This is a genomic window from Glutamicibacter sp. AOP38-B1-38, assembly GCF_052377485.1.
Taxonomy (GTDB): domain Bacteria; phylum Actinomycetota; class Actinomycetes; order Actinomycetales; family Micrococcaceae; genus Glutamicibacter.
Genome location: NZ_JBQSWU010000001.1, coordinates 50,724 through 73,636 on the forward strand (window position 1 = coordinate 50,724; position 22,913 = coordinate 73,636).

The 22,913-nt window shown below is 58.9% G+C and carries 15 protein-coding genes; 9 read left to right on the forward strand and 6 right to left on the reverse strand.

The features are described 5' to 3' along the window. The first annotated feature begins 105 nt into the window (after positions 1-105). Positions 106-1,026 carry an amidohydrolase family protein gene (locus tag ACT3TP_RS00270; protein ID WP_444618709.1) on the forward strand — a complete coding sequence of 307 codons (921 nt, stop codon included), beginning with the start codon at positions 106-108 and terminating at the stop codon, positions 1,024-1,026. Between the two features lie 86 nt (positions 1,027-1,112). On the opposite strand, the gene ACT3TP_RS00275 is transcribed toward ACT3TP_RS00270, so the two are convergent. The 4 genes from ACT3TP_RS00275 to ACT3TP_RS00290 form a co-directional block, all read right to left on the reverse strand. Beyond that, the gene (locus ACT3TP_RS00275) at positions 1,113-1,964 is read right to left on the reverse strand and encodes a MetQ/NlpA family ABC transporter substrate-binding protein (protein ID WP_096284595.1); all 852 of its coding nucleotides are present in this window, start codon (positions 1,962-1,964) and stop codon (positions 1,113-1,115) included. 106 nt (positions 1,965-2,070) lie between these two features. Further along, positions 2,071-2,751: a methionine ABC transporter permease gene (locus tag ACT3TP_RS00280; protein ID WP_096284597.1), complete on the reverse strand. Its 681-nt coding sequence runs from the start codon at positions 2,749-2,751 to the stop codon at positions 2,071-2,073. 3 nt (positions 2,752-2,754) lie between these two features. Then, positions 2,755-3,747 carry a methionine ABC transporter ATP-binding protein gene (locus ACT3TP_RS00285; RefSeq protein ID WP_096284599.1) on the reverse strand — a complete coding sequence of 331 codons (993 nt, stop codon included), beginning with the start codon at positions 3,745-3,747 and terminating at the stop codon, positions 2,755-2,757. A gap of 243 nt (positions 3,748-3,990) precedes the next feature. Next, positions 3,991-4,674 (reverse strand): 3'-5' exonuclease, encoded by a 684-nt coding sequence (locus ACT3TP_RS00290; RefSeq protein WP_096284601.1) that lies wholly within the window; start codon positions 4,672-4,674, stop codon positions 3,991-3,993. Between the two features lie 87 nt (positions 4,675-4,761). Here ACT3TP_RS00290 and ACT3TP_RS00295 point away from each other — a divergent pair, with 87 nt between their 5' ends. The 3 genes from ACT3TP_RS00295 to ACT3TP_RS00305 are packed head-to-tail and all read left to right on the forward strand — an operon-like array spanning position 4,762 to position 11,701. Beyond that, positions 4,762-5,151 carry an MGMT family protein gene (locus tag ACT3TP_RS00295; RefSeq protein ID WP_096284603.1) on the forward strand — a complete coding sequence of 130 codons (390 nt, stop codon included), beginning with the start codon at positions 4,762-4,764 and terminating at the stop codon, positions 5,149-5,151. Continuing rightward, positions 5,148-8,357: an ATP-dependent helicase gene (locus ACT3TP_RS00300; protein ID WP_444618711.1), complete on the forward strand. Its 3,210-nt coding sequence runs from the start codon at positions 5,148-5,150 to the stop codon at positions 8,355-8,357. Before ACT3TP_RS00295 ends, ACT3TP_RS00300 begins: the two co-directional genes overlap by 4 nt. After that, on the forward strand, positions 8,354-11,701 hold the full coding sequence (locus ACT3TP_RS00305; RefSeq protein ID WP_444618713.1) for an ATP-dependent helicase: 3,348 nt from the start codon (positions 8,354-8,356) through the stop codon (positions 11,699-11,701). The genes ACT3TP_RS00300 and ACT3TP_RS00305 overlap by 4 nt, the downstream gene beginning before the upstream one ends. Here the strand turns inward: ACT3TP_RS00305 and ACT3TP_RS00310 are convergent. Continuing rightward, positions 11,691-12,992 carry a phosphotransferase gene (locus ACT3TP_RS00310; RefSeq protein ID WP_444618715.1) on the reverse strand — a complete coding sequence of 434 codons (1,302 nt, stop codon included), beginning with the start codon at positions 12,990-12,992 and terminating at the stop codon, positions 11,691-11,693. The genes ACT3TP_RS00305 and ACT3TP_RS00310 overlap by 11 nt on opposite strands. A gap of 203 nt (positions 12,993-13,195) precedes the next feature. Between ACT3TP_RS00310 and nudC the strand changes: the two genes are divergently transcribed. From nudC to ACT3TP_RS00325, 3 genes are all read left to right on the forward strand, one after another. After that, positions 13,196-14,086, forward strand: a complete 891-nt coding sequence (nudC, locus tag ACT3TP_RS00315) for an NAD(+) diphosphatase (protein ID WP_444618717.1) — start codon at positions 13,196-13,198, stop codon at positions 14,084-14,086. Beyond that, positions 14,083-16,206: an ATP-dependent DNA helicase UvrD2 gene (locus ACT3TP_RS00320; protein ID WP_444618719.1), complete on the forward strand. Its 2,124-nt coding sequence runs from the start codon at positions 14,083-14,085 to the stop codon at positions 16,204-16,206. The genes nudC and ACT3TP_RS00320 overlap by 4 nt, the downstream gene beginning before the upstream one ends. 111 nt (positions 16,207-16,317) lie before the next feature. Beyond that, entirely contained in the window at positions 16,318-16,929 is a 612-nt protein-coding gene (locus tag ACT3TP_RS00325) for a M48 metallopeptidase family protein (RefSeq protein ID WP_444618721.1), read from the forward strand. 89 nt (positions 16,930-17,018) lie between these two features. Here the strand turns inward: ACT3TP_RS00325 and ACT3TP_RS00330 are convergent, their stop codons facing one another. After that, the gene (locus tag ACT3TP_RS00330) at positions 17,019-18,440 is read right to left on the reverse strand and encodes a zinc-dependent metalloprotease (protein WP_444618723.1); all 1,422 of its coding nucleotides are present in this window, start codon (positions 18,438-18,440) and stop codon (positions 17,019-17,021) included. 253 nt (positions 18,441-18,693) lie between these two features. On the opposite strand from ACT3TP_RS00330, the gene ACT3TP_RS00335 reads away from it, so the two are divergent. Next, positions 18,694-19,734: a YlbL family protein gene (locus ACT3TP_RS00335; RefSeq protein ID WP_444618725.1), complete on the forward strand. Its 1,041-nt coding sequence runs from the start codon at positions 18,694-18,696 to the stop codon at positions 19,732-19,734. Positions 19,735-19,849: 115 nt separating this feature from the next. Beyond that, a complete protein-coding gene (locus ACT3TP_RS00340; protein WP_444618727.1) occupies positions 19,850-22,891 on the forward strand; it encodes a UPF0182 family membrane protein in 3,042 nt (1,013 codons plus the stop codon). Positions 22,892-22,913: the final 22 nt, after the last annotated feature.

Consider the following 22,913-nt stretch of genomic DNA (forward strand, 5'->3'; position numbering starts at 1 on the left):
GTGGCCTCTTTGCTTTCCTGGGCCGGGAACTGGGCAGCCGCCGGCGGTCCCTGATAGCTTGGCCCACAGCATCAGCAACGGCAGTGAAAACCAGAGGAGCGCCAGATGACCGAGACGATCGCCGAGCACATGATTCCCCTGACCGACGAGCAGATTCCGGATTTGTTGGACTATCTGGGCATACCCGGGTTGGCCGATATCCATGTGCACTTTCTGCCCGAGTCGATGCTGGAAAAGGTCTGGGCGTACTTCGATGAGGCGGAGCTACGTTATGGTCGTTGCTGGCCGATTACCTATCGCATGGCTGAGGATGCCCGAATCCAACGGCTCCGTGAGATCGGGTTGGCGGCTATCCCTGCGCTTTCGTACGCGCATAAGGCGGGCATGGCCAGTTGGCTCAATGATTGGGCGGCGCGCTTCGCCGAACGCGTCGACGGGGCACTGCATTGCGCAACCTTTTACCCGGAGCCCGGGGTAGGCAGCTACGTTCGGCAGGCCATCGATGCCGGGGCACAACTATTCAAGATCCACATCCAAGTCGGCGGGTTCGCGCCCCACGATGCGCTGCTCGACGAAGCATGGGAAGTCCTGGAGCAAAGCAGGATACCGGTGGTCATCCATGCCGGTTCGGCACCGTTGAGCGGCAACTACACTGGGCCGCAGAACGTTCGAATCCTGCTGGAGAAGTATCCGGACCTCGTGCTGGTCATAGCGCATATGGGGATGCCCGAGTATCACGAATTTGCCGATCTTGCCGAGGCGTTTTCAGGCGTTTATCTGGATACGACCATGGTGGGTACCGACTTCACCAACGAATTCGCGCCGATGCCGCAAAGCTATGTTTCCCGTTTGGCTTCACTCCAGGACAAAGTCATTCTCGGCTCGGATTACCCGAATATCCCTTATCCCTATGCGCATCAGCTGCAGGCATTGGCCCGGTTGGGGCACGGAAAATCCTGGATGCGAGCGGTGCTCTGGGAGAACGGGGCACGGCTGCTGGGGCTTTCCCGAGCCGGGGTTGCCTAGCTTAAGCGCGATAGGGGCGGTTAACGCAGTGGTGTCCTTGTCCCCGAATTCCCGGGACAAGGACACCACTGCGATGCTGCCTGGCGCTAGGAGGCTGGGATGACGTTTCCGTCGGTCCAGGTCTCTTCGATGTACTTGGCTACCTCGTCGGAGTGCAACAGTTCGTCGAGCTTCTCGATAGCTGGGGTGCTTTCGCCTGCACGCCAGGTCAGGAAGTTGGAGTTCGGGTTGTTCTCGGGGGATTCCTGAACGAGAACTTCCTCCAGGTTGAGCTCTGCCTGAACAATGTAGTTACCGTTGATCACGGCAAGGCCAATGTTGTCGTCCTGGGTGTAGTACTGCGGCACCTGCTCCGAGTTCACTTCCCGGAACGTCAGTTTCTTGGGGTTTTTGGCTTCGTCATCTTCAATGGTGAGGGCCGAATCTTCGTCGGTTAGCCCCGAAAGCAGTCCTGCGCTTTCCAGCACACGCAGTCCACGAAGCTGATTCACCGGGTCATTGTTCAGCAGAACCAGTGCGCCTTCGGTGACGTCTTCTGGCTTATCGAAATTCTTGGAGAAAACGGTCAATGGCTCCAGATGGATGCCCTTGCCGTGCTCGAACTCGTAGCCCTTGTCCGCAACCTGCTGGGCCAAGTAAGCCTCGGTCTGGAAGTAGTTTGCATCGATGGTGCCGTCTGCCAAAGCGATGTTCGGGGTCTGGTAGTCGTCGATTTCCTGAATCTCGAGATCGATGCCAGCATCCTTGGCCAAATTCTCATCGATGAATTCAAGAATCTGGGAGTGCGGGATCGGGCTTGCGCCAACTTTGACGATGGTTGGGTTTGCTGGGTCAAGCGTGGCCGCAGCGGTTGGCTCGGTGGATCCGGTGCTACCGCAGGCGGTCACCGCAAAGAGGGTTGCGACACCGGTGATTGCGAGTGCAAGCTTTTTACGCATTGTGAGTATTTCCTTTGAGTATGAACCGTTTCCGGTAACTAAGGGGAGTTTTGGTACGACATGCGTGCCGACCAGGCCCGCCGGAATTCCGGCGGAAGTTTTTGAGCTAACGATGATCGATCTTTCGCGCGACCAGGTCGCCGACGATCTGAACGAACTGCACCATGATAAGAATAATGACTATGGTTACCAGCATGATTCCCATGTCATAACGCTGGAAACCGTAGTTGTAGGCCAGCCGGCCAAGACCCCCACCGCCAACCAAACCGGCCATCGCCGAATAACCAATGAGCGTGACCACGGTTGTGGTCAACGCGGCAATGAGCCCGGGCATCGCTTCGGGAACGAGCACCTTGCGAATGACCTGCAATTTCGTCGATCCCATTACCAGCGCCGCATCAACCTTGCCCGATGAGACATCGCGCAGGGCGGTCTCAACTAGACGTGCGAAGAACGGAACCGTGCCGATGGTCAGCGAGACGGAAGCGGCCACCGGTCCGAGTGAGACACCCGTAATTGCCTTGGCTAGTGGAATCAAGGCAACCATCAGAATTGCGAATGGAATCGAACGGGTGATGTTGACAATGATCCCGGAGAGCACCACATTGAGCCAACGCACTGGCAGCAACCCGCCCTTACCGGTGTTGTGCAGCAAAATACCTAACGGCAAACCAATGACGATGGTGAAAACCGTTGCAATCAAAGTCATTTGCAGGGTTTCCACGGTGGCAGGCCACATGGCCTTGGTGATACCTGGATTGTTTAAGAGTTCAGCGAAGAAATCCATAACTTACTTGGCCTCCTTCACGGTCACTGCAATACCGGTGGACTTCAGATGTTCGATAATCGCAGCGATGTCCGCGTCTGGGGCGAACTGCACTCGCAGGTGCGCGAACTGCTGATCACCCAGATGCTCTACGGAGCCGGCCAAGACATTGACGTCGGTGTTGAACTTTCGCGCGATGCCGGAGATGACCGGCTCGGTGGCTTGTTCGCCCGTGTAGAGAAGATCAAGTACGCGACCTGCACCTTCTACCTGCGGGGCTTCTCCCGGCAGTGGTAGCAGCGTAGAAGCCAAACGTCCCGAAGGGTTGGTGATGACCGCTTCGATGTCGCCATGCTCCACGATCTTGCCGGCTTCGAGCAGCGAAACCGAATCGCAGGCATGCTTGACGACGTGCATTTCGTGGGTGATGATCAGCACCGTGATGTTCAACCGGTCGCGAAGTTTTTTTACCAGCTCAAGAATTTCATCGGTGGTGGCCGGGTCCAAAGCACTGGTTGGCTCATCGCAGAGCAGCACGTCGGGGTCTGTCGCTAATGCGCGGGCGATACCCACGCGCTGTCGCTGACCACCGGAAAGCTGCGATGGGTAGCCCTTGGCGAACTTCGTCAGCCCGACGAGTTCCAAAAGCTGCGCAACTTTCTCGGCGATTTCCTTCTTCGGTGTGCCCACCAATTCCAGTGGGTAGGCAACATTCTGTTCGGTGGTTCGGGAATCGAACAGATTGGCATGCTGGAAGACCATGCCGATACGGCGACGCGCGTTGCGCAACGCGTCGGAGTCGACATTCGTCAGTTCCTTGCCGTTAACCGCAACGGAGCCGGACGTAGGCTGGTCAAGCAACGTCAGGCAGCGGACAAGTGTTGATTTGCCAGCTCCGGAATGTCCAACGATGCCATGAATTTTCCCGGTCGGGACTTCAAGGCTGACACCATCCAGTGCAACAACGTCATTGCTGCCTTGACGATAAACCTTACGCAGGTCACTAACTGTGATCACTAGGCGCGTTCCTTCAATTCTCAAGGGGTATAGAGAGTACCCTCCATTGAATCACTATCGAACAATATCGCCCGAACCGCCCGCAAAACACATTCACTATTCTTCATATGCGGCCAAAATCGGGGACGAATCGAAGATGATTCGCAGATTTGTGACTGAAGATGAACTAATGACTTACCCGGAATCTCGCGGGAGCCAGTTTTTGGGATGTGAAGTGCCTAACATTCACTGGAAATGCATGGTTTAGCTGTCTTTTATCGGCCAAGCGCCATCGACGAGGGCCTGGGGATCGCGCTTGCGCAGGTATTCCTGGAAGCTCGCGGCTTGTTCGCGAGCCCACCCGATCTGCCAGCCGTGCAAATCCTGCGGATCAACTTGTAGCTGCGGGTACTTCTCGGCGATGGCTCGCGCTACCGCCACGCATGCCACCGAATCGGCGAAGGAGGTGTGGGCATTTTCCAGGACGACGCCGTAGTGTTCGCAGGCAGCTGCCAGCGTGCGCTTTCCCTTGCGGAACTTGTCGACCTGCTTGTCGATGATGAACGGGTCAATCACGTTTCCGGGGATGAACGGCACCAGGTCGTAGCGCAAGGCCTCGGCATGCAGGACGGAGAAGTCATAGGCGGCGTTGAACGCGACCACCGGGGACTGCTGGGCGGCGAACTGGAGCAGGTTGAGGATCTCGGCAACGCCCTGAGCGGCAGGAATGCCTTCCGCACGAGCTTTTTCGGTGGACACGCCGTGCACCGCGGCAGCAGCCTCGGGAATTTCAACGCCGGGATCAATCAGCCACTCCCGTTGGTTCACAACCTGACCTTGGGCATCAAGCAGAACCACCGACGCAGTGACGATGCGCGCCGTAGTGGTGTCGACGCCAGTGGTTTCCAAGTCAAAGCCAACTGCAAGGCCCTTATGCCATTCATTCATGAAATCAACGCTACCCGCTCACTCGGTCAACCATTGGGCTGACGCTCCGGTTGTGGATGAGGATGTCCAAGTTGGCACAATAGGGACATGAGCTCCGAATCAAGCCACTTGCCCCTCGATTATGCCGAGGCCGTCCATCGGCTGGCGGCACTTGTCCCGCCGGGGGCCGTACTCAGCTATGGCGACGTAGCAGAGCTCCTGGGGGTCGGCGGCGCTCGGCAGGCTGGCAAAGCGATGGGAAGTTCACCGGAGGGGACACCCTGGTGGCGCATTCTTCGGGCCGACGGCACCCTGACTCTGGCACTCGGCGAACGCGGAGAGGCCGAGTGGACGCGGGAGAACACTCCCCGCCGGGGTAGGCGCGTGAATATGGCCCAAGCACGCTGGAAACCGAACGATGCCCAATGGGCGCAAATTGATTCGCTCAAAGCGGCGTTGCAACCGGGCTACTTGTCCGAAGCGGATGATCAACTATGAACATGGAAGATATGACCGACCCGGCACAACTGGATACGTCTTCGCTGCTTGAGAGGCTGGCAACGGTAGCCAAACCTACCCTCGTGACCGGGGCCCCGGGGACCGGGAAAACCACGGCTCTGCTGGACACAGCCGTGGCGCATCTGGACGCTGGTTTGGATCCGCTGCAGCTGTTGATTATTGCGCCAACTCGTCTGACCGCTGCCGGCATTCGAGACGACCTCAGCCGCCGAGCGGATCAAACTTTTACCGAGCCGGTGGTGCGGACCTGGTCCGCATATGCCTTTGATCTCATCCGAAGGGCACGCTTGGAAGGCCTGCTGCCGAATTTGGAACGGGCTCCTCGGCTCCTTTCGGGACCTGAACAGGATACGCTCATCGGCAACCTCCTCGAAGGCCACCAGCAGGGATTGACCGCGGGCCCGGGGTGGCCCGAGGACTTGAACTTAGCGGTCGAAACACGCGGGTTCAGGAAAGAACTGCGTGAATTCTTTGACCGGGTTTCTGAGCTTGGACTTGAACCGGTAGATATTGCGCAGCTTGGGGAACAGGCCAAGCGCGCAGAGTGGGTGGCCGCGGCACGCTTCTATCAGGAATACCGCGACCTGCTGGACCTAGGCAGTGCCGAAGCTTTTGACCCGGCGGGTCTGATGACCCGTGCCGCCCAATTGTTCGAACAGCATCCAGAGTTCCTGGCCGAAGAGCACGAAAAACTGCAGCTGATCCTCGTCGATGACCTGCAAGAGGCGACCTTGTCGCAGCATCGGCTGCTGCGACTGATCGCGCGTGATCGCCGGCTCGTTGCCTTTGCGGCGCCAGATAATGTGGTCCAAGGATTTCGTGGTGCACGCCCCGATGAGCTGAACCGTTTCTCGCAAAATTACAGCAGCAACGATGAGGCTCAACTCTTCGAATTGGATACCAGCTTGCGCATGGCACCGGCCATTATGGATGCTTGGAAGCGCGTCGTGCGGCGAATCCCGCTAGCGGCCGGCCTGCGCGGACGAAAACTGGAAGCGCCAGCGGAAACCGAGGCCGGGCAGGTTCAAGCGCTGTGCTTTGAAAACTCCACCTTGGAAGAACGCTACATAGCCCAACGCATCGTCCAGATGGACCTCTACGAGGGATTCCCGCTCTCCGACATGGCCATCGTGGTCCGCAACGGTTCACAGGTACGGTCCTTCAGCCGCTTCCTCGAAGGCCAAGGGATCGCGGTCCAGGTTCCGCCGGCCGAAATCCCCTTGAAGGATGAGGGCGCGGTACGGCCCTTGCTCGACCTGATCCAGCTGGCTCTGGCCGGCGGCGTGAGCGATGATCCGCTGCTGATGCAGAACCTGCTGCTCTCGCGCTATGGAATGAGCACCGCCTTGGAAATTCGACGCCTGCGGCAGCTGCTGCGCCAACGCGAAAGCTCGCTGGGCGGACGGCGATCCAGCCAAGAGCTGCTCGAAGCGAGCCTTCATGAACCGGAACTGAGCCGTGACTTGGGGCCCGTAGCCTTTGGCTTGGAACGCCTGCTGAGCATGTTCGGTGCCTTGCGCACAGAACTTGCCACCGGGCAGGCAACCCCGGAAACGGCGCTGTGGGCGTTGTGGGAAGCCTCGGGCCGGGCCAACGCCTGGCGCAAGGAAGCGCTGGGCACCGGAAATACCGCCCGTCGTGCCGATCACGACCTGGACGCGGTCCTGTCGCTATTCCAAGCAGCCGAACGGTTTGTGGATCAGCTGCCCGGTGCCAGCGTGGAACTTTTCATCGATCACATTTTGCATCAGGAACTGCCGATGGACTCGCTGGCCTCGCGAGCCACCGGGACGAAAACGGTCACGGTGCTGACCACCGCGGCGGCCGCAGGCAAGCACTGGCCCGTCGTATTCATTCCGGGCCTGCAGGAAGGCAGCTGGCCGAACCTGCGGCTGCGCGGTGAGCTGCTGGGTTCCAACGCCCTGGCCGACGCGGTAGAACACGGCCTGGCCTTCCTGACCACACGCACCCCGACGCAGCTGGTGCGCGGAATCCGCGATGATGAAATGCGAAGCTTCAGCAACGCCGTTTCGCGCGCCTCGCGATTGTTGATCTGCACGGCGGTGGATAACGAGGACTCGCAACCCTCTTCGTTCTTGGATCTGGTCGATCCGAACGGCGGCGGGCAACGTGAACTCACCCCGGTCCCGCGAATCAGGGCCCTGCCCACCCTGGTGGCTGAACTGCGTTCGATGGCCGAACGCGCCAAGGCCGCGCAACTCGGTGCGGTCCCCGCTCCCGAGAACGTTTCGGCCGACGAGATCTACCACGATGCCATCACGGTGCTAGGGCAATTGGCCGACAGCGAATACCCGGTGCGTGGCGCTCACCCAAAGAGTTGGTGGGGATTGAAGCCACTGAGCACCAGCGCCCCGGTGGTTCCCGCCGATCAACCGCTGCGCGTGTCACCCTCAAAGGTCGAGACCCTGGTGAAGTCGCCGCTGAACTGGTTTGTGCAAAGCGCCGGGGGAGAAGCGGCGCATGACTTCGCCGCTTCCCTGGGCACCTTGATTCACTCCATCGCCGAAGAGCACCCGGAGGCCAGCGGAAGCGAATACTCGAAAATACTTGAACAGCGTTGGCCGGAGCTGGAAAAGCTCCCGAATTGGGAGGGGCAGCGCGACTTTGACCGAGCCGAAGAGATGCTCAAAAAACTCGCGCAATACAGCATCGCCATGCGCGCCTCCGGGCGTGAACTGCGAGCAAGAGAACTCTCCTTCGAGGTAGACGTTCCGCAGGAAGGCAAGAATATCCAGCTGCGTGGCGTCATCGACCGGGTGGAAGCCGACGCCCACGGCAAGGCCACGGTGGTGGATCTGAAAACCGGTGGCAAAGCGCCAACGCTCAAAGACACCGAAACCCACCCGCAGCTGGCCGTCTACCAGACCGCGGTGCAGCTCGGTGCATTGCAAAAACACGATGAAACCTCCGCGCTTTCCAGCGAACCAGCCGGAGCGTCGCTAGTCTACGTCGGCACCCCGACGAAGTCGGCAACCCTGCGGGATCAGCCGGCCATCGGCGAAGAAACCTGGGCGCGGGAGCTGATTCTCGAAGCGGCCGAGCTGATGGGCGAATCCGAATTCACCACCCGGCACACCATTGGCTCCGAAGGCCTGCGCGGATCATGCACGCTGCCCGAAATCTGCCCATTGTGCGAGCAAGGACGACAGGTCACCGAACCATGAGCAACATTCGATTCACCCCGCAGGAACTTTCCGAAGCCCTGGGGGAGCAGTTCCCGCCAACCGCGCAGCAGGCCGAGATCATCTGTGCCCCGCTGGAGCCCATGCTGGTCATTGCCGGCGCGGGTTCCGGCAAGACGAAGACCATGGCGGACAAGGTGGTGTGGCTCGTCGCCAACGGGCTAGTTCGCCCGGAAGAAATCCTCGGCGTGACGTTCACGCGCAAGGCAGCGGGCGAACTTTCCGCACGCATTCGAGCCAAGATCGCGCAGCTAGTGGCCACGGGGCTGCTCGGTGAAGAGGAAACCAGAGACTTCCTGGACCCGGCGGTATCCACCTACCATTCCTATGCCAATACCCTGGTGCAGGACTACGGACTTCGTCTGGGGATCGAAGAAGACACGGTCTTGCTCGGTGCGGCGCAATCCTGGCAACTGGCCCATCAGGTGTTGGAGAGCTATACCGGAAACTATGAGCATCTCGGCTCGGCGACCAGCACGCTGATCGACGCAATCGTCTCGTTCAGCTCAGAATCCTCGGAGCATCTGGTATCCCCGCCGCAGGCCCAGCAATGGCTCGACAACCTCATTGCCGAAGTTTCTGCCATACCGATGCAGGCGGACAAGGAAAAGAAGCGGACCGTTGCGGCGCAGAACATGATCGACCGGCTCGCCTCCCGCGCGACCATCGCCGAGCTGGCCCAGGAATACGCCCTGTCCAAGGCGAAGCTCGGGGTTATGGACTACGGCGATCTGGTCTCCCACGCGGCGCATATTGCGCAAGAAGTTCCGGCCGCGGCGCTCGCCGAGCGCACCAGCCACAAGGTGGTGCTGCTTGATGAATTCCAGGACACCTCGCATGCCCAGATGGTGCTGTTCTCGCAACTCTACGGGGACGGCCACCCGGTGACCGCGGTGGGGGACCCCAACCAATCCATCTACGGATTCCGCGGTGCCAGCGCCGGTCAGCTATTCCGCTTCCCCCAGGAATTCCCCCTTGTGCGCGAATCGGGCAGAGAAGTTGCCCATGTCAAGCACCTCACGGTGGCATGGCGGAATACCGTGAACGTCTTGGACGCGGCAAACCAGATTACCGCCGGCGGACAGGAACCGGCGATTGGACCGGTCTCCGTCAAGCCGCTTGAACCCTCGGCTTTTGCACAGCCTGGCCGGGTAGTGCTCAATCGCTGCGCGAGCGTCCGCGAGGAAGCCGAACGGATCGCAGACCTCATTGTGGCTGAAAATCGCCAGGGCATCGGCGCCGAGCACAAGACCAGCGCGGTGCTCAGCCGCAACCGGGCGAACCTCTCGGTGATGGGCGAGGTACTAGGCGAACGGGGCATCGCCTATCAGCTGGTGGGGCTTTCCGGGCTGCTGAGCACCCCGGAGCTCACCGACCTCGTGTCCTGCTTGCACGTGCTGGTGGATCCGCTGCGCTCGGAAAAGCTGATGCGCTTGCTTGCAGGCGCCAGATGGCGTCTGGGCGCCGCCGATCTCGCAGCATTCGCCGATTGGTCGCGTTCGCTGGCCCGGCGCCGGGAGCGCGGGCTGAATCCCGAACTGGACTCCGCCGAACCGCTCACCCAGAATCAAAGCACGGAGGAGGCGGCCCGCGCGGAGCTCAACGACGCTGCAAGCCTGATCGAGGCGCTGGATTATCTTCCGCCGGCCGGCTGGACGAGCTCCGATGGCCGGCGTTTGTCGAATACCGGCTATGAACGGCTCGAAGCGCTGCGGTCCGAACTGCGGCAATTGCGATTGATTGCCAACGATGATTTGGAAGCGTTGATTCGAGAAGTCGAACGCGCCATGAATCTGGACATCGAGGTGGCTGCCAGACCGTGGATTGCCGCGGACAAATATCGGGTGAATCTGGATGCCTTCGCCGATGTGGTGCGCGAATATTGCCGCAATGCCCCGCGCGTGGAGCTGGCGGGTTTCCTCATGTGGCTTGAACAGGCCGCCGAAAAGGAAAAGGGGCTCCCGCTGCCCTCCGATGACGCGGACCCGCTGGCGGTTCAGTTATTGACTATTCATGCCTCGAAGGGGCTCGAATGGGACATCGTCGCGGTGATGTCTTTGAACGAGGGGGTCTTTCCGGGAGCCAAATCCGATCGTTGGACCAGCGGCGATAAGGCGCTGCCTTGGCCGTTACGCGGAGATGCCGGCGATTTGCCGCAGTGGGATACCGACCAACCGGCGCTGAAGGAACTGATCGAAGCCGAATCGATCTTCAAAGATCGGGTGGACGACCATCATATTGCCGAAGAACGCCGCCTCGCCTACGTGGCAGTCACCAGGGCTAAATCATTGCTGATCTGTTCAAGCAGCATCTGGTCCGGATCGCGCTCCAAGCCTTGTGAACCTTCGGTCTTCATGAATGCGCTGCTGCCGCTGGCCGAAGGGGAGAAGCCCCGCGCCGAAATTGGAGTGTGGGTTGAAAACGATCAGGGGCCGGAGGAAAATCCGGTGCGCTCCCAACCGATGGAGGCACGCTGGCCGTATGATCCGCTTGACGGGCCGGTCATTACCGGCGCCGTGCAAAAGTCACCGCACCCCTATTCTCGTCGTGAGGTGCTCGCTGAGCTTGCCGAAGATGTTGTTGCCGCCAGGGCGAAGAGCCCAATGCTGACCGGCTTCGGGGAGCATTGGAAGGACGAATCCGAGAGGTTGTTGGCGCAACGCGAATTCCTCAACAACCGCGAACGAGTCATCGCGGCACCCGAGCATGTGCGGGCCTCATTATTCGTTGAACTTGCCGAAGACCCTGTGGAGGTGCTGGAGAACCTGCGCCGTCCCGTTCCGCGCCGCCCCGGCCTGGCTGCCCGGCGAGGTACCGCATTCCACGCCTGGATCGAGGAATTCTACGAACAAACACAGATGCTTGACCTCGGCGAGATCGTGGAGCCAGCGGACCGGTATATTGACGACGTGCTGGATCTTGCATCGATGAAGGAAGCGTTCCTGGCCAGCGAATGGGCCGAACGCCAACCGGCATATGTTGAGGTGCCGCTGGAAACACGTGTGGGCCCGGTGGCGGTGCGCGGGCGCATCGATGCCGTCTTCCAGCTTGAAGATGGCACCTGGTTGCTGCTGGACTGGAAAACCGGAAGGGTGCCCAGCGGCAAGGACCTGAAGAGCAAATTGGTCCAGCTTGCGGTCTACCGTCTGGGCTGGTCCCGCCTGCACGGGATCCCGCTGGAACGGATTCAGGCCGCGTTCTACTACGTTGGCGCTGGCATTACGATTCACGCCGAGTATCTGGCATCCGAAGAAGAACTTGAATCCATGATTGCCGGGGCATTCGAAAACCTGGCGGAGCAGGCCGAAGCGGAAGCTACGAAGTAGTTTCTTCCTTGGAGTCGGTGCCTTCAACGGGCGCCGACTCGCTTGGCTTCGCATCCGGTGCAGAGGTATTTCCCGAATCTTCCTTCGCCGCATCCGCGGGCGAAGCGCTGCCTGCGGCCGCCGCGTCGCCGGTGTGCTGCGCCGCGGTGGACTGCACGCCAGCTTCATCGGGAACGGCGGAGACTGCTGGAGGCTTGGGCGTGCTGTCGGCCGGTGCTGCATCGGTTTCCAGTTCGTCCTCAACGGAAAGCTGTGTAACCTTTGAAGAGTTAATTCCCGGAGCGCTCGCCTTCGGCGCTACGTCAGGTGTCGCAGCCGGAGCCGATACCGGAGCGGCCAGCGGGCGCGGAGCCTCCACCACGGACAGCGGCTCTCCGCCGTACTCGGCGATATTCGTATCCAGTTCCTGCAGCATTTCTTCGGCGTCCGCGATGCGTTCGGTGTCTTTGCTGTCCAGGGACTTGACCAGCCACTGGGCGAGCGCGAATTCCGCAGCCAGCGCAGCACGGCGCATGATGTGCGGATCCGCTGAGTTGCCGCGAGCCTCCACATAGGCGGCGAAAACTCGTTCGCTGAAGCTCTGGTCATCAATGGCGGAGAGCCAGGCGAAGTCGTCGGCGGGGTCGCCCACATGCAGGTCGGTCCAGCCTTTGACAGCGGTAATGCTTGAGTGTGAAACCTGCAGCTGCTCTTCATCGAAGTCACCATGGACCACCGTGGCGTTAAAGCGCCACAGCGACACATCTTCCATGGCGTGCTCCCAACGCCGCAGCAGGCCGCTGGGCACCCGGCCCGTCGCGGCGGCGGTGTCCAGCTCGTTGAGCTTGCGCTGGCGAACTTCATCGGCGGTGTAGGTCGGCAATCCGGCTACTTCGACCGAATCATCGGGAATCTGGTGGATCGCCGCCATGCACTGGCCCAGGGCCACCGCAAGCTTGCTTCCCTCCTCGACTAGTTCTTCGAGGGTGGGAACCCGTCCGGGAAGATCTTTATACACGAAGGTGCGCAAGGGGCCTTGACGCACCGTTCCGGCGACAGAGGGCAGGGCGAACGGAAGCGCGGCCCTGACCTTGGCCGAAAAAGCGCGCAAGGCGGAAAGCTCCGCTTCCAGACGCATACTCGCTTCGTCGTGGCGCGGCGAGCGTACGCGCCAGCGGTGTTTTTGGGAGTCTACGATGAGTGCCGAATCGAAGTTTTCTGCATCATCGGACAACGCGGCGAACCTTACCGGGGTCAATCCCGGCACGGCGGCGGTGGCAATTGCGGCGAGTTCCATGGCAGAGCGTTTCACATCCTCCACCGTATGCGAGAACCGGCGTTTCTTTCGTTAATGACGCACGGAAGATGGCTTGTTTCAACGCACATGACGGCAGATGCGATTTAGATCATTCGCAATTGTTTTCACCGTGGAGCCAAACCAAGCCAGTGCTCAGCGAATTGCACTAGGTTAGGAGTATGGCGTTGGCAGAAAAATATCGATTACCACTCACCTCATTGAGCTTCGCACGATCCGTGTATGAGCGTCCGGTGACCGAGCATGACCAGCCTGACCTGCTACCACAGGTCATGGCCAACCCGCAGAGTCGAGTGATGCTGCTTTCTGAACGTGGTGCAGCGCTCAACGGCGAATCGTTGTTTTTGATCCCGGGCCCGGACTATCAGGCGTCCGGGAAAGAAAAATTCGTCTACCTTGGCCGTGACAAGCAGCACTTATTTGTTCTGGCCATTGTCGACTCCTCGGTGCTTGACGAACAGACCGAGTCATCATGGACCTCGCTGCGAGACGCGTTTAATGTTCTTGATGCGGCTCAGGCCGAGTTGTTTGTTGAGGCCCAGGCAATAGCCAACTGGAGACGCAACGAAGTGTTCTGCCCCCGGTGCGGTTCCGAACTTCGTTCCTCCACCTCCGGGTGGGTGCAACGCTGCGTGGACAATGGCCATGAGCTGTTCCCGCGCACCGACCCGGCGGTGATCGCCGCCATCGTTGATTCCGAAGATCGTCTGCTGCTCGGTGCCAACAGCACGTTCAAATCCAAGATGTACTCGGTCCTAGCTGGTTTTGTCGAGGCAGGAGAGTCACTTGAGTCTGCGGTGCGTCGAGAGATCTTTGAGGAATCAGGGGTACACGTAGGCGATGTTGCCTACCGCGGATCCCAGCCGTGGCCAATGCCGCGCTCGCTCATGCTGGGCTTCACCGGCGAGGCGCTGAGCACGCAGCTGGTACCTGACGGCGCCGAAATACTTGACCTGCGCTGGTTCACCCGCGAACAACTCGGCTCTGAATTGAGCGCCGGCACCCTGCAAATTCCGCGCGGTATTTCCATCGCACACGCACTGATCCGTAACTGGTACGGAGAAGCCCTCCCGGAGGCCCCAAGCAAGTGACCGAGCAAGAAAATATACCGGCCCCCGATCTTTTGGCAGGGCTCGACGCCGAACAGCGGCTGGCGGCCGAGACTCTGAGCGGCCCAATATGCATCCTTGCCGGTGCCGGGACCGGCAAGACCCGAGCCATCACACACCGGATAGCCCACGGTGTGCATACCGGGGTCTACAACCCGACCAGCGTGCTGGCCCTGACCTTCACGACCCGTGCCGCATCCGAGATGCGCACCCGGCTTCGCCTGCTGGGGGCGCCAGGCGTCCAGACCCGGACATTCCACGCCGCTGCACTTCGACAGCTGCAGTACTTCTGGCCGCAGTCGGTCGGTGGGACGTTGCCGAACTTGGTGGAGCACAAGGCGCCGCTCATCGCTGAATCCGCGCGCCGACTTCGAATTTCGAGCGACCGCGCCATGGTGCGCGACCTTGCCTCCGAAATCGAATGGGCCAAGGTATCGATGCATTCTCCCGAAAGCTACGCCAAGGTCGCGGCCACCCGAGATCTGCCCAACGGTCTGGAACCGGTGAGCATGGCACGCATCTTCCAAACCTATGAGGAACTCAAAGACGACCGCAGCGTGATCGACTTTGAAGATGTTTTGCTGCTTACCAGCGCAATTCTTGAAGAAGACGAGAAAGTTGCCGCCAACGTCAGGTCCCAGTATCGACATTTCGTGGTGGATGAGTACCAGGATGTTTCGCCGCTGCAACAGCGGCTGCTCGATCTGTGGCTCGGTGGGCGTGACGAACTGTGTGTGGTGGGCGATGCCTCCCAGACGATCTATTCGTTCACCGGTGCCCGGCCTGACTACCTGTTGAACTTCGGAACGCGATTCCCCGAAGCAACTGTCGTCAAGCTCGTGCGTGACTACCGTTCGACACCCGAGGTGGTGAATCTGGCGAATAAGGTGTTGTCCACGCGCCGGATAGAAACTTCGATGCCTGATCCGACGGTCATTTGGCCAGAACCCTTGGAACTCATTGCCCAGCGCGAGCATGGACCTAGTCCTGAATTTTTCGAGGCTGCCGACGATGAACAGGAAGCGGATGAGGTTGCACAACGCATCAAGGCGCTAGTCAAAGACGGGCAAGACGTCTCTGAAATTTCGGTGCTGTACCGCACCAACGGTCAGTCTCAAGCGTTTGAACAAGCGCTCACGGCGCACGGAATTTCCTACGTCATGCGCGGCGCCGAACGTTTTTTCTCGAGGCGTGAAGTCAAGGAGGGAATGCTTGCACTCCGCGCTGCACTAAATGTTGCAGGGGACATATCGGTACCTCAGCTGGTGCGCGATGTGCTCTCCTCGCACGGGTATGCTCCGGAAGCGCCCACCGGCAGCACCGGTGCGGTACGCCAACGGTGGGAGTCGTTATCCGCCCTCGTGCGTCTGGCCGACGATCTGGTTGCAGGCAAAGGCGACCAGGGGCACGAAGTGACCTTGCACGATGTGGTCCGCGAACTTGAAGAACGCGCGGCGACACAACATGCGCCGACCTTGGACGGCGTCACGCTCGCGTCCTTCCACGCGGCGAAGGGCCTGGAATGGGACGTTGTTTTCTTGGCTGGCCTCAGCGAGGGACTTGTACCGATCACCTATGCCAAGGACCAGGCTGGCTACGATGAAGAACGCCGGCTGCTCTACGTAGGAATTACTCGTGCGCGCATACGTCTGTATCTGTCGTGGTCCTTAGCCCGGACTCCGGGTGGTCGGGCGCACCGATATCCGTCAAGATTCCTAGACGGGATTAAATCTGTGCGGCAGGCCAGCAGCCGGCAACAAGCACCGGTTCGCCGCAAGCAGCAGAAACTCACGCCTTCCGTTTGCGCCGGTTGCGGATCATTTTTGACCACTGCGAAGGAGCGGAAGCTCAAACGATGTTCCTCCTGCCCCGCCGCGTACGACGAAGCGCTCTTTGAGCAGCTGCGGAGCTGGCGAGCCTCGGTGGCCCAAAGCAATTCGATTCCCGCATTTGTGATTTTCACCGACGCGACGCTCATGGCGATCTCGGAGCACCGACCGACTTCGGTCCAAGGGCTGGCCAAAATCTCAGGAGTGGGGCGCAGCAAACTTGAACGCTACGGTGAAGCGGTGCTGGCTGTTTTGACGGATTATCAAGGCTAGTTGTCGACAGCTCGCAGGGAACGGAAAATCGGTGCACCTAAGGGGCTCTATGGTGAGCTCGTAACCGATAAACCATCGCAATCCTGTGAAGGATAGAAGTGGAGGCACCCGATGCCGGCATACCCTCAGACCGTTGATTTTATCGCTGCGGATGACATCCCGGTCCGTATCGTACGTTCGAGCAAACGAAAGAAGACCATCTCCTCGCAATGGCGCGAGGACCGGTTGGTCGTTCAGGTGCCCGCGGCACTTAATGAAAGCACGGAGCGCGCATTCGTGGACGAGATGCTCAAGAAATACCGCCAGCGTAAGAGCCGTCAATCGGCGGCCGCCACCGAGGAATCGTTGATGGAACGGGCCGCATATTTGGACCTAAAGTATCTGGATGGACTGGCTAATCCGGTATCGGTGCGTTGGGTCAATAATCAAAATAAACGGTGGGGTTCTGCCACCCCAATCCAGCGAACCATCCGACTTTCCGCCAAACTGAAGTATGCCCCGAATTGGGTGCAAGACTATGTTTTGGTCCATGAGCTAGTCCATTTGGCAACGCCGGGCCAAGGACACGGAAAAAGGTTCCAGGATCTGCTCGACCGGTTCGAAAGAAGAGCCGAAGCGGACCAGTATCTCGCCGGATTCAGTGCAGGTTTCCGCGCACATGCCAAAGAAAACGGAGAGTCCGATACCGAAACTGGCGGATTTGACGATCTCGACGACGAATGACCTGCGAGTTTGAGCTCCGCTCCAACGAAAAGTAAGGGGTCTAAGCAGCTCAAGCTGCTTAGACCCCTTACTTGCATCAGAACTTGTTGTTAGTTCTTCGGATCGTCTGGATTAGAATCCTCAGGGCTTTCGACTTCAGGTTCCGGATTATCGAATCCGCCATCGAGTAGCTTGCCTAGTGCGGCGTCAAACTCGTCATATTCAGATGCAGCCGACACTCGGCGCTTTGTAAAGCCCGCCGGATCGCTGAGATCTTCGGCCGTAGGCATCAAATCAGGGTGATCCCAAATAGCATCTCGGCCCTCGGTACCACGTTCCTCATGGAGGTGTTCCCAGAGGGCCGCAGCCTCGCGAAGCTTGCGCGGACGCAATTCCAAGCCGACCAGCGAAGCAAATGCTGATTCAGCAGGACCACCGGAGGCACGGCGACGGCGCATGGTTTCTCGAAGGTGAGCTGCGAATGGCAAGTTAGCGGCCGCGAGCGACACAACGTGGTCGACCCAACCTTCGATCAGTGCCAGCGTCAGTTCGAGATTTTCAAGTGCCTTTTCTTGCTGGCCTGTGCGCTCGGGCGTAAACAGCCCTTCGCCGAGCAGTTCTTGCAGGTTCTCCGGGTTTGACGGATCGATACCGCGAACTGCTTCTTCGACCCGTGACATATCGATGTGAATGCCACGTGAGTAAGACTCGACCGCACCGATGAGTTTAGAAGAAAGCCACGGAACCCGATTGAATAGCCGTGCGTGAGCGTGCTCGCGCAGAATAACGTAGAGCAGCACTTCCTGCTCGGGGATTTCCAACCCTTCGCCAAAGTTGGCGACGTTGGCGGCGACCAGGCCGGGTGTCGTTCCTGCCAGCGGCAACCCGATATCGGTGCCTCCAAGCACATCCTTGGCTAAGCCGCCCAGGGCAGTTCCGAGCTGCATTCCAAACATGCTGGAACCAAGATTCCGGAACATCGCATCGGAGTTGCCGAGCATGCCCTTCATCTCTTCGGGGATCTGGTCCTTCATTGCGCTGGTGATTGCACGGGTCACGGATTCGGCCACCGGTTCGGTGACTTTCTTCCAAACACCCAGAGTTTTGTCGTACCAGCGTTTGCGAGTCCAAACTTCGGTAGCTTCGCCCTTGGACTCAAAAGCCGTGGCGTTATTGAGCCACAGGTCGGCCAGATAGGAAGCGTCGACAATGGCGCTTTTGCGCGAGTCAGAAACTTCGGGGTCTTCGCCGGCATACGCCTGAAGCGCGGTATCCGAAGCGAGCTTCCAATTGACCGGCCCTTCGGAGGCATTGTTCTGCATCATTGCCGACATCATCGCTTGTGCCTGCTGCATCATTTGCTGCATAGCGGCGGGATCCTGGGAACCCATCGCTTCGCGAAGCTGAGGCGGGAGATCGTTTGGGTCGAAACTGCCACCGAAGAGCTGTGAGAACATCGCTGACATTGGATCCTGCGGATTGTTTTCGTCGTCGTCACCGTCGGGTCGGTTATTCGGAGGGTTCTGTGCCATGTCATTAAAAGTACCCCCTACGCCTGAGAGTTCACATCGATGCAAGCCTGAGTTCGCTTTCGGCACATCGAATACTCCTTATAGCTGATGAAGTTCTGCATGGGCATTCAGTAGGCTAGAGGGGGTGGCGTTTGTGAAAGCGCTCCTGAAATATTTTTGAGCGGCGGGAGCAAGATCAGTGCACGAACAGGAACCATCATCCACGAAGGATGCGAATCCGATTTCGGGCACGCAAGTTTCTGGTTCCAAGCCCGTGAAAACCACGATCGCAGGGACACTAGCCCTGCTGCTGGTCGGTCTGATCCTCTTCTTACCCACCAACTTTGTGGTGCGTACACCCGGACCCGTGCTGAACACGCTGGGGGAGTACGAAGGCAAGGAACTCATCACCATCGACGGTGCCAAGAGCTTTCAGTCCGACAGCATTTTGGACATGACGACCATTTACGTTCAGGGCGGTGGGCAGAATCGGGTGTCCACCCCGGTGATTCTCGAAGCGCTATTTAATCCGAACAAGGATATCGTCCCAGAAGAGACCATGATCCCGCGTGGAGTCACTAGCGAAGAACGTGGCGCGGCCAACGATTCGATGATGGTTTCTTCACAAGAATTGTCGGTTGCCGCAGCCATGAATGAGCTGGGGCACGAATATTCCACCTGGTTGGAAGTCGCGGATTTCTCTACAGATACCAATAGAGATTCATTAAAGCCAGGAGATAGGTTACTGGGCTTCGACGGGAAACCAGTTTCCAACTTGGAAGACTTGAAGGCAGACCTCAATGAGCGTGGAGATCAGCCAAGCACGATGACGGTTCGCAGGGCTACAGGTGAGGGTGAGCCGAAGGAGACTGAGGTCAGCGTCACTACTTCAGCCAATGCAGAGGGCTCGCGCCAGCTTGGGGTCTACTTGAGCACCGCCTTTGATTTTCCAATCGACGTGAAATTTGGCGTGGAAGAGGTCGGCGGCCCGAGTGCCGGCATGATGTTCGCATTGGCCATCATCGACCGGTTGACCGAAGGCTCACTGGCGGGAGAACACCATATTGCCGGGACCGGAGAGATTACCGCCGAGGGCGAAGTCGGGCCTATCGGAGGGATCGCCCAGAAGATGGTCGCCGCGAAGGCGGATGGTGCGACGGTCTTCCTTGCGCCGTCTGAGAATTGCTCGGATGTCAGGGGACGCGTGCCGATAGGGCTAAATGTCGTCAAGGTGGGCACGCTTCATGAAGCACGGCAGGCGTTGGCAAAAATTGAGCAAGGCGCGGACCCTACCACGTTGGAATCCTGCTCATAGATCCGCTCGACACCGTTCATACAACTAGGTGTCTGAAGCTTAGTAAGTACAGTGATAGATATACGAGTTCTGGCGTTAGCAAAGGCGTGCGGGACATTTAGGTAAGGAATGAATAGTGTCATACGGATCGGATAGTCCGTTCGGGGGTCCACCGAGACCCCAAGGGCCGCAACAACCTTCTAAGCCCGCAAATAAGAAGGCGTCTCCACTGACGCTGACGGTATTTGCGGTGGTCATCTTGGTGGCCGTGTTTGTCTTCCTCTCGAACTTCTACGCAGATATCCTCTGGTTCAACCAGCTGGGATTCTCGGAAGTCTATTGGACCGAGCGCATCGCCAAACTCATCATCTTCTTCATCGCGTTGGTCTTGATGGCGGTGCCGATGTGGTTCTCTATGCGCAGTGCGTACAAGCATCGTCCTGTCTACGCACCGGAGACGAGTCGTCCAGACTCCATGTCCCGTTACCAAGCGCAGCTTGAACCGGTTCGCCGTTTCCTCATGATCGGCATTCCTGCAGTGGTGGGTTTGTTCTCCGCCATCGCGGTAGCCGGACAATGGCAGACCATTATGTTGTTCCTCAACCGGGTTCCATTCGGATCCACCGATCCGCAGTTCAATATGGACCTGGGATTCTTTATCTTCACCCTGCCGTTCATCGGATTGATCACCGGATTCTTGATTTCGGTGGTTCTGCTCGGCGGTGTTGCAGGATTGCTGACTCATTACCTCTACGGTGGCATTCGCGTCGAAGAACGCGGCGGCATCACGGTGGGCAAGGCTGCCCGCGTGCATACCGCAGTGGTCGTGGCAGTGTTCCTGCTACTCCAGGCGGTCAACTTCTGGATTTCTCAATACGAGACGCTTAACAATCAGTCCGGGCGCGTAGCCGGTGCACTGTACAAAGACGTTCACGCGGTCATTCCTGCACGGATGATTCTGGCAATTGTCGCAATTCTGATCGCAGTTACCTTCGTGATTGCGGCGTTCAACGGTCGCTGGCGCTTGCCACTGATTGGTACTGCAATGCTCGTGGTGACGATGATCGTCGCCGGCGGCGTTTACCCATTCCTGGTACAGCAGTACCAAGTAGTTCCGTCGCAGCGTACGTTGGAACGCGACTATATTGATCGAAATATCCAGATGACGCGTGAGGCCTTTGGGTTGGACGATGTCGAAGTCACTCCGTACGACGCCAAGGTCAGCACCGAGAAGAACGCGCTGGCCCAGGAAACGGAAACTACGGCGAATATTCGCTTGTTGGATCCCAACTTGGTTTCTGCCGCGTTTGCGCAGCTGCAGCAGTTCCGTGGGTACTACACCTTCCCCGAAACTTTGAATGTCGACCGTTACGAGATCGACGGACAAGTCGAAGATACGGTCATTGCCGCACGTGAAGTCAACGTCAACCCCAATGACACCTGGGTGAACCAGCACATTACCTACACCCACGGTTACGGGCTGGTTGCTGCTTACGGTAACCGCGTAGCTGCCGGTGGCCGCCCCGACTTTATGCTCGGAGGCATTCCGTCCACCGGTGATTTGATCACCGAAGAGGATTACGAGCCGCGCATTTACTTCGGTGAGAGCTCACCTGAGTATTCGGTAGTTGGCGGCCCGGAAGGCTGGACCGATCAGGAGCTTGACCGTCCAAGCGCTGGTGGCGAGGGTGAAGACACCCGCTACACTTTCCAGGGAGAGGGCGGCCCTAACGTAGGCAACCTGTTCAACCGTGTTGTGTTCGCGTTGAAGTTCGCTTCTACGGACCTGTTGCTCTCCAACGCGGTCAACGATGAATCACAGATTCTGTACGACCGTAACCCGCGCGATCGCGTGAGCAAGGTTGCCCCGTACCTGACGCTCGATTCGAGTGCCTACCCGGCAATTATCGATGGACGAGTCAAATGGATCGTCGATGGTTACACCACCTCAAATGATTTCCCCTATGCACAGCAACAGCAGATCGAATCGGCTGTTTCCGACTCGCTGACTAACGCTTCAGATTTCGATCGGTTATCGGGTCGCGTGAACTATATGCGTAACTCGGTCAAGGCTACCGTTGACGCCTATGACGGCAAGGTTGATCTGTACGCGTGGGATACCGAAGATCCAATCTTGCAGGCTTGGCAAAAGGTCTTCCCTACTGCCGTCCAGCCGTTGGATAACATTTCCGGGGATCTGATGGAGCACGTGCGTTACCCGGAAGATATGTTCAAGGTTCAGCGCGAAGTCCTCACGACTTACCACGTTGATGATCCCGACGCGTTCTACGAGTCCAATGACGCGTGGGCGGTGCCAGATGATCCGACCTCTTCAACTCAGGGTGTGAAGCAGCCTCCGTACTTCCTGTCGTTGAAGATGCCAACTCAAGATGCGGCATCATTCTCGCTGACTTCCACCTTCATTCCACAGGCAGCAGCCAACGGGCAGCAGCGTAACGTGTTGTTCGGCTTCCTATCTGCGAACGCAGACGCGGGCAGTGAAGATGGCGTGAAGGCTGACGAGTACGGCAAGCTTCGCTTGTTGGAGCTGCCTCGCGATACGGCAGTACCTGGCCCAGGCCAGGCGCAGCAGAACTTCGATACCAATCCGCGTGTGACCACAGAGCTGAACCTGTTGCGCCAGGGCGCGTCCGAGGTGAAGAGCGGTAACCTGCTCTCGCTGCCAGTGGGTGGCGGCATCCTCTACGTTCAGCCGGTATATGTTCAGTCCTCGGGCCAGACCAGTTATCCAACCTTGCGTAAGGTGCTAGTTGCCTTCGGCGACCAGGTTGGCTTCGCGGATACGCTCTCAGAAGCTCTCGACGAGGTCTTTGGCGGCGATTCGGGTGCCGTCACCGGTGAGAACGGCGATGGTGCGACACCGGAAGAACAGCCGGGGGAGAGCGAACAGCCTTCGCAGTCTGAAACCCAGAAGCTAACGGATGCTCTGGATGCTGCCAATGCAGCGATCCAGAAGTCTGATGACGCTTTGAAGGCTGGCGACTTCGCAGCCTACGGCGAAGCGCAGAAGGAACTTCAGGATGCGCTGAGCCGTGCATTGGAAGCTGACGCTGCCATCAACGGCGAAGCTGCCCCGGAAGGTGAAGTCCAGACTAGCTCCGAAGCCCCGGAAGCTCCGAGCGAGTCCGCTGAGCCTAACGACGCCAATAACGGATAGCTATCTCCGTAGGCTGAGCCCC

Bases quoted from the DNA above. Each gene is read 5' to 3' on its own strand.
- ACT3TP_RS00270 (WP_444618709.1), top strand. From the start codon at position 106: ATGACCGAGACGATCGCCGAGCACATGATTCCCCTGACCGACGAGCAG.
- ACT3TP_RS00275 (WP_096284595.1), bottom strand. From the start codon at position 1,964: ATGCGTAAAAAGCTTGCACTCGCAATCACCGGTGTCGCAACCCTCTTT.
- ACT3TP_RS00280 (WP_096284597.1), bottom strand. From the start codon at position 2,751: ATGGATTTCTTCGCTGAACTCTTAAACAATCCAGGTATCACCAAGGCC.
- ACT3TP_RS00290 (WP_096284601.1), bottom strand. From the start codon at position 4,674: ATGAATGAATGGCATAAGGGCCTTGCAGTTGGCTTTGACTTGGAAACC.
- ACT3TP_RS00295 (WP_096284603.1), top strand. From the start codon at position 4,762: ATGAGCTCCGAATCAAGCCACTTGCCCCTCGATTATGCCGAGGCCGTC.
- ACT3TP_RS00300 (WP_444618711.1), top strand. From the start codon at position 5,148: ATGAACATGGAAGATATGACCGACCCGGCACAACTGGATACGTCTTCG.
- ACT3TP_RS00305 (WP_444618713.1), top strand. From the start codon at position 8,354: ATGAGCAACATTCGATTCACCCCGCAGGAACTTTCCGAAGCCCTGGGG.
- ACT3TP_RS00325 (WP_444618721.1), top strand. From the start codon at position 16,318: ATGCCGGCATACCCTCAGACCGTTGATTTTATCGCTGCGGATGACATC.
- ACT3TP_RS00330 (WP_444618723.1), bottom strand. From the start codon at position 18,440: ATGGCACAGAACCCTCCGAATAACCGACCCGACGGTGACGACGACGAA.